The 17,205-nt window shown below is 61.5% G+C and carries 15 protein-coding genes and 1 other RNA gene; 8 read left to right on the top strand and 8 right to left on the bottom strand.

The annotated features are described in order from the left end of the window. The first annotated feature begins 1 nt into the window (after position 1). A complete protein-coding gene (gene metF, locus GGD57_RS04850; RefSeq protein WP_184467343.1) occupies positions 2-904 on the top strand; it encodes a methylenetetrahydrofolate reductase [NAD(P)H] in 903 nt (300 codons plus the stop codon). A gap of 458 nt (positions 905-1,362) precedes the next feature. Here the strand turns inward: metF and GGD57_RS04845 are convergent, their stop codons facing one another. The 5 genes from GGD57_RS04845 to GGD57_RS04825 form a co-directional block, all read right to left on the bottom strand. Beyond that, positions 1,363-2,268, bottom strand: a complete 906-nt coding sequence (locus tag GGD57_RS04845; protein ID WP_184467341.1) for an EamA family transporter — start codon at positions 2,266-2,268, stop codon at positions 1,363-1,365. 143 nt (positions 2,269-2,411) lie between these two features. Further along, positions 2,412-3,632: a lytic murein transglycosylase gene (locus tag GGD57_RS04840; protein WP_184467339.1), complete on the bottom strand. Its 1,221-nt coding sequence runs from the start codon at positions 3,630-3,632 to the stop codon at positions 2,412-2,414. Between the two features lie 81 nt (positions 3,633-3,713). After that, complete coding sequence (locus GGD57_RS04835; protein ID WP_184467337.1) at positions 3,714-4,511, bottom strand: glycoside hydrolase family 25 protein; 798 nt, start codon at positions 4,509-4,511, stop codon at positions 3,714-3,716. A 127-nt stretch (positions 4,512-4,638) separates the two neighbouring features. Then, a complete protein-coding gene (locus tag GGD57_RS04830; protein WP_184467335.1) occupies positions 4,639-5,313 on the bottom strand; it encodes a methyltransferase domain-containing protein in 675 nt (224 codons plus the stop codon). Next, positions 5,310-6,554 (bottom strand): DUF3419 family protein, encoded by a 1,245-nt coding sequence (locus GGD57_RS04825; protein ID WP_184467333.1) that lies wholly within the window; start codon positions 6,552-6,554, stop codon positions 5,310-5,312. The genes GGD57_RS04830 and GGD57_RS04825 overlap by 4 nt, the downstream gene beginning before the upstream one ends. A gap of 190 nt (positions 6,555-6,744) precedes the next feature. On the opposite strand from GGD57_RS04825, the gene GGD57_RS04820 reads away from it, so the two are divergent. Further along, positions 6,745-8,169: a serine hydrolase domain-containing protein gene (locus GGD57_RS04820; RefSeq protein WP_184467331.1), complete on the top strand. Its 1,425-nt coding sequence runs from the start codon at positions 6,745-6,747 to the stop codon at positions 8,167-8,169. A 39-nt stretch (positions 8,170-8,208) separates the two neighbouring features. On the opposite strand, the gene GGD57_RS04815 is transcribed toward GGD57_RS04820, so the two are convergent. The 3 genes from GGD57_RS04815 to GGD57_RS04805 form a co-directional block, all read right to left on the bottom strand. Next, positions 8,209-9,144: a lytic transglycosylase domain-containing protein gene (locus tag GGD57_RS04815; protein WP_184467330.1), complete on the bottom strand. Its 936-nt coding sequence runs from the start codon at positions 9,142-9,144 to the stop codon at positions 8,209-8,211. A 386-nt stretch (positions 9,145-9,530) separates the two neighbouring features. Then, positions 9,531-10,166, bottom strand: coding sequence for a LysE family translocator (locus GGD57_RS04810; RefSeq protein ID WP_184467327.1), 636 nt, complete (start codon positions 10,164-10,166; stop codon positions 9,531-9,533). A 57-nt stretch (positions 10,167-10,223) separates the two neighbouring features. Beyond that, positions 10,224-11,435, bottom strand: coding sequence for a pyrophosphate--fructose-6-phosphate 1-phosphotransferase (locus GGD57_RS04805; protein ID WP_184467325.1), 1,212 nt, complete (start codon positions 11,433-11,435; stop codon positions 10,224-10,226). Between the two features lie 494 nt (positions 11,436-11,929). Between GGD57_RS04805 and GGD57_RS04800 the strand changes: the two genes are divergently transcribed. The 6 genes from GGD57_RS04800 (at position 11,930) to rnpB (ending at position 17,151) form a co-directional block, all read left to right on the top strand. Then, positions 11,930-12,637: a J domain-containing protein gene (locus GGD57_RS04800; protein ID WP_184467322.1), complete on the top strand. Its 708-nt coding sequence runs from the start codon at positions 11,930-11,932 to the stop codon at positions 12,635-12,637. Further along, complete coding sequence (locus GGD57_RS04795) at positions 12,634-13,395, top strand: N-acetylmuramoyl-L-alanine amidase (RefSeq protein ID WP_184467320.1); 762 nt, start codon at positions 12,634-12,636, stop codon at positions 13,393-13,395. Before GGD57_RS04800 ends, GGD57_RS04795 begins: the two co-directional genes overlap by 4 nt. 261 nt (positions 13,396-13,656) lie before the next feature. Continuing rightward, complete coding sequence (locus GGD57_RS04790) at positions 13,657-14,184, top strand: lytic transglycosylase domain-containing protein (protein ID WP_184467318.1); 528 nt, start codon at positions 13,657-13,659, stop codon at positions 14,182-14,184. A 140-nt stretch (positions 14,185-14,324) separates the two neighbouring features. Next, positions 14,325-15,512, top strand: coding sequence for an NAD(P)/FAD-dependent oxidoreductase (locus GGD57_RS04785; RefSeq protein WP_184467317.1), 1,188 nt, complete (start codon positions 14,325-14,327; stop codon positions 15,510-15,512). Positions 15,513-15,522: 10 nt separating this feature from the next. Beyond that, a complete protein-coding gene (locus tag GGD57_RS04780) occupies positions 15,523-16,698 on the top strand; it encodes an NAD(P)/FAD-dependent oxidoreductase (protein ID WP_184467314.1) in 1,176 nt (391 codons plus the stop codon). Positions 16,699-16,753: 55 nt separating this feature from the next. Continuing rightward, positions 16,754-17,151, top strand: an RNA gene (gene rnpB / locus GGD57_RS04775) — RNase P RNA component class A. Positions 17,152-17,205: the final 54 nt, after the last annotated feature.

The following is a 17,205-nucleotide window of genomic DNA, read 5'->3' as shown; positions in this document are numbered from 1 at the left end:
CATGGCTTTGAATAATGAGGCACGCGGCCGCAACATCGGGATTTCCTTCGAATTCTTCCCGCCGAAATCGGAAGAGATGGAAGGCCAGCTGTGGCAGACGGTCAGCGAGCTGCAGGACTGGGATCCGGATTTCGTCTCGGTGACCTATGGCGCCGGCGGCACCACCAAGGCGCCGACGCTCACCGCCGTCACACGTTTCCTGTCGCAGACGCCGCTTGCCACTGCGTCGCACCTGACCTGTGTCGGCGCGACGAAGGAAGAGACACATCAGATGATCGAGACCTTCCGCAAGGTCGGCGTGACGCATTTCGTGGCGCTGCGCGGCGATGCGCCCGGCGGCGCAGGCGCGCCCTATCAGCCGCATCCCGGCGGTTACGCCAATGCCGCGGAGCTGGTGGCCGGCCTCAAATCGGTCGGCGATTTCGAGATTTCGGTCTCCGCCTATCCGGAGAAGCATCCGGAAAGCCGTGATACGGCCGCCGATATCGAGATGCTGAAGCGTAAGGCCGATAATGGCGCCGACCGGGCGTTGACGCAGTTCTTCTTCGATAACGACAATTTCGAGCGCTACCTGGAGCGGGTGCGTGCTGCCGGCATCTCGATCCCGATCGTGCCCGGCATCATGCCGATCCAGAACCTGACGCAGCTGAAACGTTTCGCAGGCGCCTGCGGCACGATTATCCCGGCCTTCCTCGATGAGCGCTTCGCCGGCTTCGACGACAAGCCCGAGGAGCGGGCGAAGGTCGCTGCCGATGTTGCCGCCGAGCAGATCGAAGATCTCGTCCGGCGCGGCATCGACGAGTTCCATCTCTATACGATGAACCGTTCGCCGCTGGTTTCCGCCGTACTCGACAATCTCGGCCTCTCCCGCCGGCCAGCCAAAAGCGCCGGCGCGGCCGCCTGATTTTCTCTCGATCAAAAGTGAAAAAGCGCATGTCGGGCGGGACATGCGCTTTTTCATTGGCGGATTGATCAGGGGAGTTCAGGTACTACCAGTCATTACGTCTTCGTATCGGCTGCTCAGATGAAGAGCATGGACAAGACGAAAGCAAATGCTGCACTGACCAACAGAACATTCAAGGATTGCGTGAGTCCCATGTCTGTCTCCTCGCGTTAACCGGCCGATAATATGTCTGAAATATGTCGGTTGGAAAGAAGATTCGATGCTGCGCTGCGGAAGAGTCGGGCGGACAGGTTGAGCGCTGTGCTAGCAAGCTATTGAAGTAACTCGATAATTTTCGATAAATTTTTGTTCACAGATTTTAACATGCCGTTAAATCCGGCGAGTGTGCATTTACCTATGCGCCCAAAACATGGCCGGCCCGCAACTGGTTGAAAATATAGGGAAACTGCAACCGGCTTTCAGGCGGTGCGTATCAGCCGGCGATAGGCGCGGCCATCGAGAATGACGAGGCCTAAACCGATCAACGCCATGCCGATACATTCGCCGACGGCTAGTCTCTCGCTGAGGAAAAGCACGCCGAGGAGAATGGCGCTCGGCGGCACCAGCAGGGTGACCAGCGAGGCGTTGGTGGCGCCGGCCGCCGCCATGATGCGGAAATAGAGAATGTAGGCGAAAGCAGTCGATACCAGCGCCAGCGCCAGGATGGCGAGGAGGATATCGAGCCCCGGCAAGGGGAGCGTCCAGGGGCGATCGGCCAGGAGCGATAGCGGCAAAGTGATCAGTGAGGAGGCGGTCAGCTGGCCGGCTGCGGTGACGGGCGCGGGAACATTCTTGAAGCGTTTGCCGTAAGTGGCGGCGAAACCGTAGGAGATGGCCGCCAGCACCGGAAGCAGCAACGCCCAGAGCGGCGCCTCGCCACCGGCCGAGATGCCGGGGCCGATCAGCACGATCGTTCCGGCGAGGCCGACGAGGCAGCCGGCGATCTTTGCCGAGGACAGCTTCTCGTCCGACGTGAAATAATTGGCGATGAGCACGGTCCAGATCGGCGTCGTCGCGTTCAGGATCGCCGCAAGGCCGGCGCCGATGCGGGTCTGGCCGAAGAAGATCAGCGCATGCGGCAGGGCATTGTTGATCAGGCCGAGGATCAGGAATTCACGCCAGCGAGCCTTGAGGATCGAATAGATGTCGAAACGGCCGGCGATATAGAGATGCAGCGCCAGGGCCGCGAGCAGCAGCCGGAGGAAAACGAGGGTCAGCGGCGGCACATGCTGCACGGCGATGCGGGCAAAGAAGAAGGAGCCGCCCCAGATCAGGCCGAGCAGGACCAGCAGGCCCCAGGTCCAGGCATTCATTCTGCTTTCCACGCCGTTTCCTCCACCCCAAATCGTACCGCCGCCGGATCGTTGGTCGAAAACCGGCGGCGGCTCTTCATTGGGAGTTTTAGCGCAAGCGGGAAGCGTCGCCACCCGTTTCTTGCGAAGCGGGCGGCTGCGGCCGTCAGCTTATATCAGAGAGCGTTGAGAAGGGCGGGCGTAGCCCAGCCGTCGGCCGGCATGCCTAAGCGCTGCTGCTCCTTCTGGATCGCCACACGCGTACCGGAGCCGAGAATGCCGTCGATCTCGCCGACATCATGACCGAGCGACTGCAGCTTGGTCTGCAGCGTCTTCATCTGGTCGTTGGCAAGGCCCTGTTCAGGGGTTCCCTTGAGATAGGTCGGAGCGCCGGACAGGCGGGTCGCGAAATAGGCGGCCGAGGTCGTGTAGATGAACGACTTGTTCCATTCGAGATAGATCTTGAAATTGGGATAGGCGATGAAAGCCGGTCCCATGCGGCCCTGCGGCAGCACGAGATCGCCTTCGAGATTGCCGAAAGCGGTGTTGCCGTCGCGCGGCTTGACGCCGAGCGCGAACCATTCGCCGGCCTTCATCGTGCCGCCCAGGCCGGATTTCTCCCAGGGCAGGTTATCGGGCACGGTGACTTCCTGCAGCCAGGGCTGGCCGCGCTCGAAGCCGAGGTGCTGGATGAATTTCGCCGCCGTCAGGACGGCGTCCGGGCCGCTCTGCTTCACGTGGATATGGCCGTCGCCGTCGCCGTCCATGCCATAGGCGATGATATCGCGCGGCAGCATCTGCACCTGACCGATCTCGCCGGCCCAGGCGCCGGTGTTGGTCGCGGGGTCGAGATCGCCGTGCTCGACCATCTCGATGAGGGCGATCAGCTGCGGGCGGAAGAGTTCCGGGCGGCGGCAGTCGTGCGACAGCGTCACCAGGGCGTTGCGAGTGTTGAAATCGCCCTGGACGGCGCCGAAATCGGTTTCCATCGCCCAGAAGGCGGTGATGACGCCGGAGGGAACGCCGAATTCCTGCTCGGCGCGGGCGAAGACGTCGGCATGTTGCTTCATCTTCTGGCGGCCAATGTCGAGACGGGCCTGGCTGACGGTGCGCTGGGAGAATTCGAGGAAGGTCTGCTTGAAGACGCCCTGGGCGCGATCCCGGCTCAGGACCTTGGGATCGATCTCGGCTCCGGCAAGGGCCTCGTCGGCGGCTGCGGCGCTGGCGCCCGCGGCAACCGCATCGGCCTTGACGCCCTGGAGGAAGGCGGAGAGATCGCCGCCGCAAGGGGCTGCCGGGGCCGAGGCCGCGGGCGCCTGTTGGGCGGCTGCGCCGCCGGCAAGGGCGAGGGCAAACAGGAGGGCGAGTGCAGAGCGGCTTGCGAGCGAGCGGTGCATGAATGCGGTCCTTATATCAAACGGATGTCCGTCGCTTTCCCAGAGGAATGTGACGGAAGCAAGAAACATTGAAAGACGTTACTAAGAATTTCTATCCTTGGAAACGGCCGCGACCCAATTGTTCCAGTTCTTTGCGCTGCCGGCAAAGACGTTGATGTCGGTCGGCCCCTTGATGCCGGGAATAACGCCGGTCGAGGTATATTGCCAGAAGGCCCAGCGGCGGTCGGTATAGGTGACTTCGGGATGTTTCGCCACCGAGCGGACCCAGAAATGATAATCCTGGAAATAGCCGGCGAGATTGTCGCGGTGGAAATCCACCGAAGTGTAGATGATCGGGCGCTTGCCGTAGTAAGCCTCCAGCCGGTCCATGAAACGCTGCATTTCGGAGCGCACCGTTTCCGGGTCGGGACGATAGCGGCAAGTCTTCGATTCGCCGTTCCATTCGACGTCGAGCACCGGCGGCAGGCGCATGGCCTCCTTCGGCACGTTGCGGATGAACCAGTCGGCCTGCTCGTCGGCCGAGGAGCAGAAATAATAGAAATGGTAGGGGGCATGCGGGATGCCGGCGGCGCGCGCCTCGCGCCAATATTCGTCGAAGCGGGGGTCTACCCTGTCCTTGCCTTCCGTCGCCTTGATGAAGGCGAAGCCGACGCCGGAATTCCTCACCGTCGCCCAGTCGATATCACCCTGCCATTTGGAGATGTCGATGCCGTGGATCGCATTCTGCTGCGGATGCTTCGGGCCGAAATCCTGCGGATCGGTGTCCTGGAAGCGCGTCTTCGGTTTTATCGATGCTGTTTCGAGATAGTCGTGACCGGAAGAGGAACAGCCAGCCAACATGATGGCCAAAGGCAGAACGCAAAACAAAAGCCGGCGCATGGGTATCCCGTCGTGAACCGAATGATCTCTTTGCCCCACAGCCTGACCTTCGAGAAAAACGAGTCCAGCAGAGGAATAACCCTCTTTTCACCATATCAACGTAAAAAATCGGTTAGTTTCAAGCGAATTATGAGCGCTTGCTGATAATAGCCGCCCGCCAGGCATAACCGCCGCCGACAGTTTCAAACACCAATCTCGCGTTGTTTTCATGGGCTTGGGCTTCCACGACCTCGCGCAGATCAGCGCGCGGGGTGACGTGGAATTTCGTAAGCCAGGACTGCAGCATGCGGCGGAACCAGCGCGGCAGGCCTTCCTGCTGGCCGAAATCGACGATGTGCAACTGGCCGCCGGGATTGAGTGCGGCGATCGAGGCATCGACGGCGCGTTCCCAATCGGGGATCATCGACAGGGCATAGGAAATCAGGATGCGGTCGAAGCCGCTGACGCCGAATTCGCGCGGCGTGTACGCCGTGGCGTCGGCGACGCGGAATTCCGGGATTGTCGCCTTGGTGGCGAAGGTCTTGCGCGCCGAGATCAGCATTTCCTGGGAAATGTCGAGGCCGAAGAGCTTGGCGGTCGGGAAATGCCTATGAGCGAAGGCCATGTTGCGGCCAGTGCCGCAGCCGACCTCGAGCAAAGTGCCGCCGTCCGGCACGTCCAGATTGCGGATCGTGCTGTCGCGGCCGAGGAGGTAATATTTGCGGGTCAGGTCATAGATATGGCGCTGGTAGCGATACATGCCATCCATCAGGCTGGCATGTTCGTTGCTGTTTCCTACCGTCTCGGTCCCGACCTTGCTCACGCCTTCTTCCCGTAAATGTGGAAGCCGCCGTAGATCGCCGAACGGTCGAGCGCCGTCAGCTCACGCGACTGCTCCTCGAAATAATCCCACTGATCGCGGATCGAAGGAGACAAGCGGCCTTCGATGATGCTCTTTTCGGCGGCGGTGCGGAAGATCACGCGCGCACCTTCACGCGCCGTGCGGGTGATTTCCCGCCAGACGTCGTTCAGCTGCGCGTCGGTCATCCAGTCCTGCGCGTCGAGCAGGATGTAACGGTCGCGCGAGGCGGCCGGCTCGTGGGCCAAAAGCTCGGTGAAGCTTGCGTGGTGAACGTTGACGCGGTCGACATTGGCGCGGATCACCTCATAGTGCTCCGACTTCAGATAGGTCGGTAGCGGGCCTTCCTCTTGCGTGCCGTAGCGGCGGCCGAAGGCCTGCCAGGCGAAATAATTGTCGCGCATCGGGAAATGACAGGCGAGCTTTTCCAGGCGATGCTTCAGCACCGGTGCGATCGAATGATCAGCGGCAAGGCTTGCGAGCTCGTCATATTGCTGCGGCGGAATGCCGAGGCCGAAGAGTGAGCTCTTGCGGCCGGTGATCCAGCGCACGACCGGCTTTTCGAACAGCGGCGCGATCTGCTCTTCGAAGAACTGGCGCTGTTCGCGGATCGAGCGGGTCTTGGTCATTTCGCGCAGCTTGACGCCATGCAGGCGGGCCAGAAGATGGGCTGCGCCGATGAAGCGGCCGAGCAGGCCGGTTTCGTAAATGTTGCGGTCGAAGACCGTGACGCGGCGGCGGCCGAACTTGCGGCCGTTCCAATAGCTGCGGGTCGCTTCATCGAGCTTGGCAGCGAGATGCTGGTCATAAGCGCGGCTGTTCGACTTCTCGTTCGGCATCGCCAGGAAACGGACGAGATCGGTATGGCCGGGGAGGTGCTTGAAGGCGGCAAGCTTCAGGCGGTTCAGCGCGATGTGGTGCGGGTTGAGGTCGACGACATCGATCGAGGCCGGCGCTTTGGAGAGATAGGCGAGCATGTTGCAGCCGCCGGAGCCGATGGTGACGATGCGATGATTTGGCTTCAGCTCCATCGCCTGCATATCGAGATCCGGATCTTCCCAGATCTGCGGATAGACGAGACCGGAAAAGAGAAGGCCGAAGAGACGCTCGGAGAAACCTTCCTTCGAAAAAGCCTTGTGGCGGAGAAGGGCGTCCTTGAGTTTCCGGTTCTTGCGGAAGCCGGCATCCGGTGCAAATTCTGACATGAGTCTGTCACCTTTTTAGCGTTCAGGGCGTGTAGCGCGCCACTGCTACAGTTTGATGACGTGGGCTGTGGGCGCCGTTCTCCGGAGAGATCGTCCTCCTGGTAAAGTGATCGCAACGACGGCCCTTCTTCGGTCCGGCCCCTTTCCGGCGTGTGCGATTCCTGCTTCTCTCCCGCCATGGAGGAATGCCATGCGATTTGTCCTGCGTATTCTGAAGGCGTTTGCTCTCGTCCTTGTTCTCGTCATCATGGCCGGCGCCGGCTGGCTCTACGTATGGCCGCCGGAACTGCTGCGGGTCGGTGACGGCTATGCCGCCAAGATCGTCTGCTCCAACGTCTTCATTGCCGGCCGGGACGCCGACGATGTGCTCCATGACGATGTCCAGGCGCCCGGAAATCCGCTGCTGCGGCTGATGCGCGTCAGTGTCGATCGCGACAACGACCGTGTGACGGCGCGCTTCATGGGGCTGTTTGCGCCGAGTTATGCGCTCTATCGCGGCGCCTTCGGCTGCACGAGCGTACCGGACGGCAATTTCGAGGCGGCGGCGAATGCGGTGCCTTTCGATGCGCCGGCCAGAGTGGGGGCGACCGATGCGGTGTGGCCGCAGGGTGAGGGCGCCGGCGATCAGCCGGACGCTGAGATCGCTGCGCTGCTTGCCGATGCCCGACTTGCTGGCCCGGCCATGCGGGCGATCGTGGTCGTGCACCACGGCCGTATCGTCGCCGAGGCCTATGGCCCCGGATTTTCGGCAAAGACGCCGCTGATCGGCTGGTCGATGACGAAGACGGTGAATGCTGCGATCCTCGGCCGGCTGATGCTCGACGGCAAGATCTCCTTCGACGACGATCATCTGCTGGCGCAGTGGAAGAACGATGCGCGCGCCAAGATCAGGGTATCGGACTTGCTCGGCATGGAGAGCGGCCTTGCCTTCAACGAGGATTATGGCGACGTCGCCGATGTGACGCGTATGCTCTATCTCGATCCCGATATGGTATCGCTGCCGGCCAATGCGCCGATGGAGGCTGCGCCCGGCCAGCGTTTCCGCTATTCGAGCGGTACGGCGGTGCTCCTGTCACGCATCTGGATGGACAGGGTCGGCAATGCACAGGCCGCCTTCTCCTATCCGCACGATGCGCTGTTTGCGCCGCTCGGCATGACGAGCGCCGTGTTCGAGCTCGACGCGCGCGGCACGTTTGCCGGAAGTTCCTATCTCTATGCGACGGCGCATGATTGGGCCCGCTTCGGGCAGTTCCTGCTGCAGGATGGCGTGTGGAACGGCCGGCGGCTGTTGCCCGAAGGTTTCGTCGGCGCCATGCGTACGCCGACGGTAGCGTCGAACGGGCGGTATACGCAGGGCCAGGCCTGGCTCGCGCCGGGCGGCTCGAGCGCTCGGTTCGGGCTGCCCGAGGATACGTTCTGGCTGACGGGGCATGACGGGCAGAGCATGGCGATCGTGCCTTCAGCCGATCTGGTCGTCATCAGGCTCGGCCTGACACCGGGCTGGCTTGGTTATCAGCCGCAGACGCTTCTCAAGGCGATCCTGGCGGCCTTGCCGCAATCGGGGGCGCCGCAACAGCAGGCCGGGTCGCAGCAACAGGCGCAGCCACAGCCATAGGCTGGAGCCTCGATCGCCATTTTCAGCAATTGTCTGGCGTCAGTAGTTGCCCTGGGCGACGTCGGTCATCCCCTTGCGCTTGGCATCGTAATAATAGCCGCGCGCGTAGAGGCGGACGGCATCGTCTTCCTTGTTGTCGGAGACGAGCCAGGCGCCGCGCAGATATTTCGCGGCATATTTGATATTGGTTTCGGCGTCGAAGAGGCCGCCCGGGGCGCCATCATAACCCATGGACTTGGCGGTGTTGTACTTGATCTGCATGAGGCCGAAATAGCCGCGCTTGTTGTAAGCCTTCGGATTGTAGCGGCTCTCGCGATGGACGATTCGATGGAGCAGCGTTTCGGGAATTTCGTAGATCTTCGAATATTTCTGGATAAGCTTGGTGACGAAGCTCTTTTCGACCGTCGGCGCATCGTCTTTGTCGTCGTCGCTGAACATCGGCGGTGCCGTCGGCGGATCGATCGGCCCGGATTCGTCGAAACCGTAATCCATGCTGGCACGCGGCGTGGTGTCGACTGCGGCAAGTGCCGCAAGCGCGCTGTTTTGCGGTGTCGCTGCAAAGGCAAGCTGCGTTGTCGGCTGTGCCGGGATTCCCGGGCGCGGCGTCGGCACCACGGATTGGATGGCCGTCATCTCGGGCGTCAGCGGGATTTGTGCATAGGCGGCCGGCTGAATGCCTGCCTGCATGGTCAGATCGGCCGGCTGAGAGCCTGTGACTGCCGGCATCGCCGTTGCGGTCAGAGAGGGGGATGCCTGGGCAATGGCGGTGCCTGCCGGGCCAACTGCACCTTCGGCGGTCGGGATCGCCGCGAGGGTTGCATCCTCGCCCGGTTTCGGCATCGGCACTACGGTCTGGGCGGCTGTCAGTTCGGTCTGCGAGGTGTATTCGACGCTCGCGCATCCCGTCATCACACCGCAGAGTATCGTCGAAACGACAAGACTGCGTTTCAGGCCGGATAATCCGATCGCTACCATTCCGCCACTTTCGTGAAATCGCGCCGCCCCGGCAGCGTATAAAAGTTACTAAATACCTTAAGCCCTGACGACCCCATTAACCTATTCGTGGCATTCCGGCAACCACGGAATATTTTTAGAGCCTTTCCCGGTCAGATTGCAGCATTCTGTTGGCTCAAACGGAGTCGGATGGTCGACCGGCCGGCGCGCGTCGTAGCCCAGTTCTACGGCCAAGCCGGCCGGTCGGTCAGCCGGCCCGTTTCAGCCAACCCGAAGGGCCGGGCATCTTTCCGCCAGGATCAAAGGCGATCGGCTCGGACGTACCTTGGGGTATGCCCATCGCCAATCGCCTTTGCCCTGACGAAAACCTGCTCCGGCAGAATGCTGCAATCTGACCGGGAAAGGCTCTAAGCTGCAATACGGCGATACCCGGCCGTTACGGCGCCTGCAGCGATCAGCAGGGTGCCGCCGGTGCGGTTCACGGCGCGCTGGATGCTTGCCTTGCGAATCAGTCCGCGCGCGGTATGGGCGAGAAACGCATAGGTGGAGGCGTTGAGGATCGCCAGCACGAGGAACGTCGCTTCCATGATTGCCATCTGCCCGAAGAAGGGCAGGGCCGGATTGAGGAACTGCGGCACGAAGGCGACGAAGAAGATAATGCTCTTCGGATTGAGGGCGGTGACGATATAGGCGTGGAGGAAGATCTTGAGCGATTTTTCTTCCGGCAGGTTGTCGTTGTCGGCAACCGGTTCGCCAATCACCGGAGCCCGCCAGAGCTTGATTCCCAGCCAGATCAGATAGGCGCCGCCGATCCACTTCAAGACGGTGAAGAGGGTGGCGGAGGCGGCAAGGACGGCGCCGAGTCCGAAGAGAGACGCCGTCATCGCGGTGAAGTCACCAAGCGCCACGCCGCTGACCGTCGCAAGCGCAGTCCTGCGTCCATGACCGAGCGCATAGGAGACGACGAGCAGTATCGTCGGCCCCGGTATGGCCAGCATGATGGCGGATGCGGCCGCAAAAGCGAGCCAGGCTTCAACTGACATGGTGTCTCCTCCTATTCCTCAGGAACAAGCAAAGACATCATATTAACCATCCGTCAATCACGCTTCTTTGTATTTCTGGCCTATATTGTCCATGACTTCGGCAAACCATGCCGTAGAAAGGTCAAAAGCCTTGCCACCTTTGATGCGCGGGAATTCTATAGTGCGCAATTTACCATTCTGCGCTTCATCGTGACCGGTGACGCCGGAGACTTTGTTGAGCGCGCTTTCGACGGCGAGATCGACCATGCTCTGGATCAGCCTGAGGTCGTCGGTGTTGGCAGGCGCCGAGCGGGCGAAGTAGCCCGATTTCTGCACGAGAGAGCGTTCGGCGTTCAAGAGGCTGGCGAACTGCTTCTGGAACCAGGCGCCGACATTGATCGTATCGATTTTCACATGGCCGAAGGCATCGCGCTTGACGGTCTCGCCGGCGGCTTCGCGCTCGGCGACGATGGCGTCGAGGCAGGCGCCTTCGGAGACGAAGACCGTGGCGTGGCCGTTGCGGTCCATGCTCTCCTTCAGGCGGGCGGCCTCGGCGTCGAGGTCGAAGGCCATCTCCGGCAGGTAGACGGCGTCGATGCTCTTCAGATGCGCATCCATCATCAGGCCATCGACATACTGGTTGCGGCTGGTGCGCTGGAGATAGGCGCGGGCGGTCGCAGCCGTCAGCCAGCCGCAATGGCGGCCCATGACCTCATGGATGACGAGCGTGCGGGGGGCGGCGGTCTGTTCGTTGCCGACGTTGTCGAAGAAATGCGCGCCGACTTCGGCGGCCGTCCAGGCGCCGAGCGACTGGCGGATCGGCACGACGTCGTTGTCGACGGTCTTCGGCAGGCCGACGACAGTCAGATTGTAGCCGTTGGCGGCGAGATAGGCGGCGAGGTCGGCGGCCGTGGTATTGGTGTCGTCGCCGCCGATCGTGTGGAGAATGGTGATGCCGTCATTGGCAAGGCGTTCGGCGGCGATCCTGAGCGGGTTCTCGCCTTCCTTGACCAGGCCGCGCTTGACGCAGTCGGCGGCATTGGTGAGCTTGACGCGGCTGTTGCCGATCGGCGAACCGCCGTAACGATGCAGCAGCGGCGCCTTTTCGCGCATGGCGCGGGAGATCTCGATGCTGTCGCCGAGCAATACGCCCTGGTAACCGGACTTATAAGCGATGATATCGATCTCGGGAGCGACGTCGCTGTAGCGTTCGATGAGGCCGCCGACGGCGGAGGAAAGACAGGGCGCCAGGCCTCCGGCGGTCAGCATTGCAACTTTCTGCTTGGCCATGATCCCTCCTATGGCGTTTCGGTGCGGCGGCGTCGATGAAGGCGCATCACATCAAGCTTTGATTCAAGCGACGCGCTTTAGCCCTTTGTTTTTATGCATATCGTCATCCCGGAACCGCTGCACACTTCCGGTCGACATGCATTAGCGCATGGATGCGGCAGGGAAGTGGCCCTGTAAAGTAAAGAATTTACGAAAACGCGCCTTTCTGCCGGGTTGAACGGCAAAGGCGGCGCGAAGCGTCGATATAATCGTTTCAAGCCGGATCTGCTTATCGGGAACAGTTGTGGAAATCGATGGTTAGGCGTTGAGGAGGAGGGAGCGGGCGGTCCTCCCGCAGCCGATCAGGCGAAGCGGATCGATCGCTTGTTGCGATGCAATAATTACAGAATCGTGAAAACTGTGTTCGGCCCTACGACCAATAGTCGCCTTGCAAAGGCTACGATTCTTTGGTCAAGCTGTTTGCTATAAGTTGACAAGCATGTGCGAGATTTTCGATGTCCTTCTGGGAAAAACTGTTGAACGCCATTGGCAATACCGCGGGCAATGCGCTTTCCGCGGTGGTCGAGGCTATCCGAACGGTTTTCGAAGGCGATCCCGAGACCCGGCGCAAAGTGGCTTTCTCCGTGGCGATCATCGCGCTGTCGGCAAAGATGGCCAAGGCCGACGGCATCGTCAGCGAGAAGGAGGTCGAAGCCTTCCGCGAAATCTTCGAATTTCCCGAGGACCAGGCCAAGAACGTCGCCAGGCTCTATAATCTCGCACGCCAGGATGTGGCCGGCTACGAAGCCTATGCAGAGCGGCTCTCGACGCTCTGCATCACTTGTGCGGCCAATTGCACGGTGCTGGAAGACGTGCTCGACGGCCTCTTCCACATTGCCAAGGCTGACGGGCTGATCCACGAGAAGGAACTGATTTTCCTACGCCATATCGGCGAGATCTTCGAGATGAGCGAGACCCGCTTCGAGCAGATCGCCGCCCGCCACGTCTCGTCCGGCCGCGATCCCTATAAGGTGCTCGGCGTTTCGCCTTCGGATGATTTCCCGACGATCCGCCGCCGTTATCACGGCCTCGTCAGCGAGCATCATCCCGATCGGCTGATCTCGCGCGGGGTGCCGAAGGAATTCCATGTGATCGCCAATGAACGCATGGCGGCGCTGAACGACGCCTATGCTGCGATCGAGAAGGAACGCCGCGCCGCATGACCTCTTTCGAGGCCGACTTCAGAAGCGCCCGTGTGCAGCCGTCGCCGAACCATGGCGAGCGGGCGGACGGGCGCCGTCCAGACATGGTCCTGTTGCACTATACCGGCATGCCGACGGCAGATGGCGCGCTCGACTGGCTCTGCCGCGCGGAGAGCCAGGTCTCCAGCCATTATTTCGTGCATGAGAATGGTGAAGTGGTGCAGCTTGTGCCGGAAACGCGCCGAGCGTGGCACGCGGGAAAGAGCAGCTGGCACGGCGAAACGGATATCAATTCCCTGTCGATCGGCATCGAGATCGCCAATGCCGGTCATCCAGGCGGGCTTCCGGACTATCCGAAAGAGCAGATCGCCGCGGTGATCGAATTGTGTCGCGACTGTGTCAAACGTTGGTCGATCGCGCCGGAACGGGTCCTTGGGCATTCCGATGTCGCCCCTGTTCGTAAGGTCGATCCGGGCGAAAAGTTCCCCTGGGCCGAGCTCCACCGGGCGGGCATCGGACACTGGGTCGAGCCGGCAACAATCGCCGGCGGGCGCTTCTTCCAGCGGGGTGACGCCGGCCAGCCCGTCGAAGCGCTGCAGTCGATGTTGTCGCTCTATGGTTATGGCACTGAGATCACAGGCCAATTCTCCGAAAAGACGGCGGGCGACGTAGAAGCTTTCCAGCGCCATTTCCGGCCTGAACGGGTCGATGGAATCGCCGATTTCTCGACGATCGACACGCTGCACCGGCTGCTGTCGGCGCTGCCGCGTTATTCCTGAGCGATAGAGCCGGATATCCGGGCGGATTTCTCCCGGCCGGCGAGAAATCCCTCCCGCCACATCATTTCCCTATTATCTCCTCATTGCGATGGTCTAAGAACGCCCGCTGAACAGCGCTCGCGGCTTTTTCAAGTGTAACCATGAGCGCCAAATGAAACGATAAGAATTGCTGCGGAATACGATCAGTCCTTGATCGCGTATGACCGGATGACGGCGAGGCGCGCAGTCATGCAATCCTTTGGGTCGGAGTGAAGAGACTTTATGAAGAATATGATTGTTGGTGCTGCGGCATGCGTTGGCATGTTGCTGGCGGGATATAGCTTTGCCTCGGCAAATGATGACTGGGGCGTCAGGGCGCAAACCATCCCGCTGAAAACCGTCGATCGCCAGAGCGGCTATGCCATGCCTGATTTCTCCGCCAGCATTCCCTATGCTGCACTGATCAACAAATATGCGGCTGAATACGACGTGCCGGTCGCACTCGCACAGGCCGTCGTGCGGGTCGAGAGCAATTTCAATCCGAAGGCACGCGGCAGCGCCGGCGAAATCGGTCTGATGCAGATCAAGCCGGCGACGGCGCGGATGATGGGTTATGCCGGCACGCGGAAGGGCCTGTTCGATCCCGAGACCAACATCAAATACGGCATGAAATACCTGGCGGCCGCCCATCAGCTCGGCGGCGGGCAGACCTGCAACACCATCCTGAAATACAATGCCGGTCATGCCGCAACCCGCATGAACCCGGTGTCGAAGACCTATTGCGGCAAGGTCCTGGCGATGCTCGACTGAGCATGGCCTGATGCATCCGGGTGAAAATCCTTCCCGGGATTTTTGCGATATGAATCAGGACGCTTGCCGTGATATCCACCTTCGCGAAACGAGGTGGCCACCTCGATACGAGGTGGGGCCATCTCGAGACGAGGCGGGACATGGCAGTCGATTTCAGGTTCATCATCCTCGGACGCGGCATGATGGGTGCCGCTGCCGCACGACACCTCTCGTCGATGACCGACGGCATTGCGCTGATCGGCCCGCGCGAGCCGGAAGAGCGAAAGGCCCATCACGGCGTCTTCGCCAGTCATTATGACGAAGCCCGCATCACCCGCACCTTCGACGGCAATCTGGCTTGGGGAACCTTCGCCGCCCGCGCGCTCGAGCGCTACCGCGAGATTGAGGCGAGGAGCGGCATTTCCTTTTATTCCGAGGTCGGATGCCTCTTTGCCGGTCCGACGCCAAAGGATGAGCAGGATTATATCAACCGGGCGCTGACGGTCAGCCGGACGCTCGGCAGCGATATCGAGATCATCGCGCCGTCGAAACTTCGCGAACGTTTTTCCTATCTTGCCGTCGATCCCGATTTCACAGGATATTTCGAGGCCGAGCGCGCCGGCCACATCAACCCGCGGGCACTGGTGCAAGCGCAGGCAAGGCTTGCCGAACAGGGCGGCGTCTCGCTGATCGAGGCAACCGCGACATCGGTGCGCGACCTGGGCTCCCATGTCGAGGTGACGGCCGGCGACAGACGCTACAGCGCCGAGCGCGTGCTGGTCGCTGCCGGCGGTTTCAGCAATTTCCATGAACTGCTGCCGCGTCCCGTCGATACCAGGGTCATGGCGCGCACGGTGGTCTTTTATGAAATCGGCGAGCGTGAGATGGCGGTCTTCGGCGACATGCCGTCGACCATCGTGCTCGGCGACCGGGAGGAGGATCATATCTATATCCTGCCGCCGGTGCGTTATCCCGACGGCAAGACCTATCTGAAGCTCGGTGGCGACACCGAGGGGCTTTCCTTCGGCAGGTTGGAGGATGCCGGCGCATGGTTCCGTTCGGACGGCAGTGCCGCCGAGCGCGATCATCTCTGCCACATCGCCCTGCAATTGATGCCGGCGCTTGCCGGCTGCCCGGTCACGTCGGCGCCGTGCGTGGCGAATTTCACTTCGACCGGCTATCCCTATATCGGGTTCACGCAAGCGCCGCGCGTCGCGGTGCTGACCGGCGGTAATTTCGTCGCGGCGAAATCCTCCGACGAACTCGGGCGGCTGGGAGCGGTGCTTCTGGCGGAGGGCGCGCTTGAAGACAAGGACTTCGGCGGCGAACTGACGCCCGTTTTTTCTTGAGAGGAATATCATGGCAGTCGATTTCAAATATATCGTCGTCGGCCGCGGGTTGATGGGGGCTGCGGCTGCGCGGCATCTGGCGCGCCAAGCGGATGGCGTGGCGGTGATCGGCCCGGATGAGCCTGAGGATCGCAAGGCGCATCAGGGCGTCTTCGCCAGCCATTACGATGAGGGGCGCATTACCCGCACCATCGATCCCGACCGCAACTGGGCGCTGCTCGCCAACCGTTCGATCGGCCGGTACGGCGAGATCGCGAGCGACAGCGGCATCGACTTCTATCGGGAGGCCGGCTGCGTCGTCGTCGCGCCTGATGGAAGCGACTATCTCGAGAGAACCCGGCGGGCGGCTATTTCGCTCGGCGTCGAGACACGCTTTCTCGATGAGGCCGGTCTGAAGAAGGCATTTCCTTTCTTCACCTTTGCTGTCGGCGGCGCTGGCGTCTTCGAGGCAAAGGGGGCCGGGCATGTCAGTCCGCGCAAGCTGGTCAAGGCGCAGTCGCTGCTGGCGGAAAAGGCGGGTGCCGCCGTGATCCGCGACCATGTCGTCTCGATCGGCAGCGAGGGCGGGTCGGCTGTGGTCAGGACCGCCGGCGGTCTCAGCTATCGCGCTGAAAAGGTGCTGCTGGCAGCTGGCGGATTTTCCATTGCGGAGAATCTGTTGCCGCGTCCGGTTGCCATGACGGTTTATGCCCGGACCGTAACGCTTTTCGAGGTGAGCGAGGCCGATGCTGTCGGCCTTGCCGCCATGCCGTCGCTCATTCTCGATGTGCCCGGCACTCACATCTACCTGCTGCCGCCGATCCGTTATCCCGACGGCAAATTCTACCTGAAGATCGGCGGCGACCCGGACGATCTGGCGCTCGGCGACGAGGCGGCGATGCGTGCCTGGTTCAAGACCGAAGGGCGTGACAGCGTGCGCGCGCATCTTACCCGCATCGTTGAAGATCTCGTGCCCGACATCGTGCCGCTCTCGATTTCGACGGCTGCCTGCGTCGTGTCGCAGACGCAAAGCGGCTACCCGATGATCGGCTATACTTCTTCACCTGAGATCGCCGTGCTGACGGGCTGTGCCGGCACATCGGCGAAGAGTTCGGATGAAATCGGCCGGCTTGGGGCCGAGCTGCTTTTGGCAGGCGGAATCAGCCACCAGGGCTACTCCACGGATTTCACACCGCAATTTCGCTAACTCATAATCATTTATTCGATAGCAATTGCCATCTCTCTCGTTTATGGGAGCCCTGCCAGTTGGCTGGGCAGCCGCGCTTTACCAATGCCGAAAGGCGGTAGGGTGAGGAAAGTCCGGGCTCCACGGAAACACGGTGCCGGATAACGTCCGGCGAGGGCGACCTCAGGGAAAGTGCCACAGAAAGCAAACCGCCTGTCATGACAGGTAAGGGTGAAAGGGTGGGGTAAGAGCCCACCGCATCTCCGGCAACGGAAATGGCACGGTAAACCCCACCGGGAGCAAGACCGAATAGGGATGACGCGGCGGGCCGAAAGGCCTTCCGGCCGGTTTCCAGGCCAGTCATCCGGGTGGGTTGCGTGAGGCAGCGTGCGAGCGCTGTCCCAGAGGAATGGCTGCCACGTTCCGGTTCACGCCGGAGCCATACAGAACCCGGCTTACAGGCCAACTGGCGATTAACATCTGTGGCGCGATCAACCGCCGAATTACGGGATAATTTTCATATAAGCC

The organism is Rhizobium esperanzae, assembly GCF_014197615.1.
Lineage (GTDB): Bacteria > Pseudomonadota > Alphaproteobacteria > Rhizobiales > Rhizobiaceae > Rhizobium > Rhizobium esperanzae_A.
This window is presented reverse-complemented; position numbering and strand designations above follow the sequence as displayed.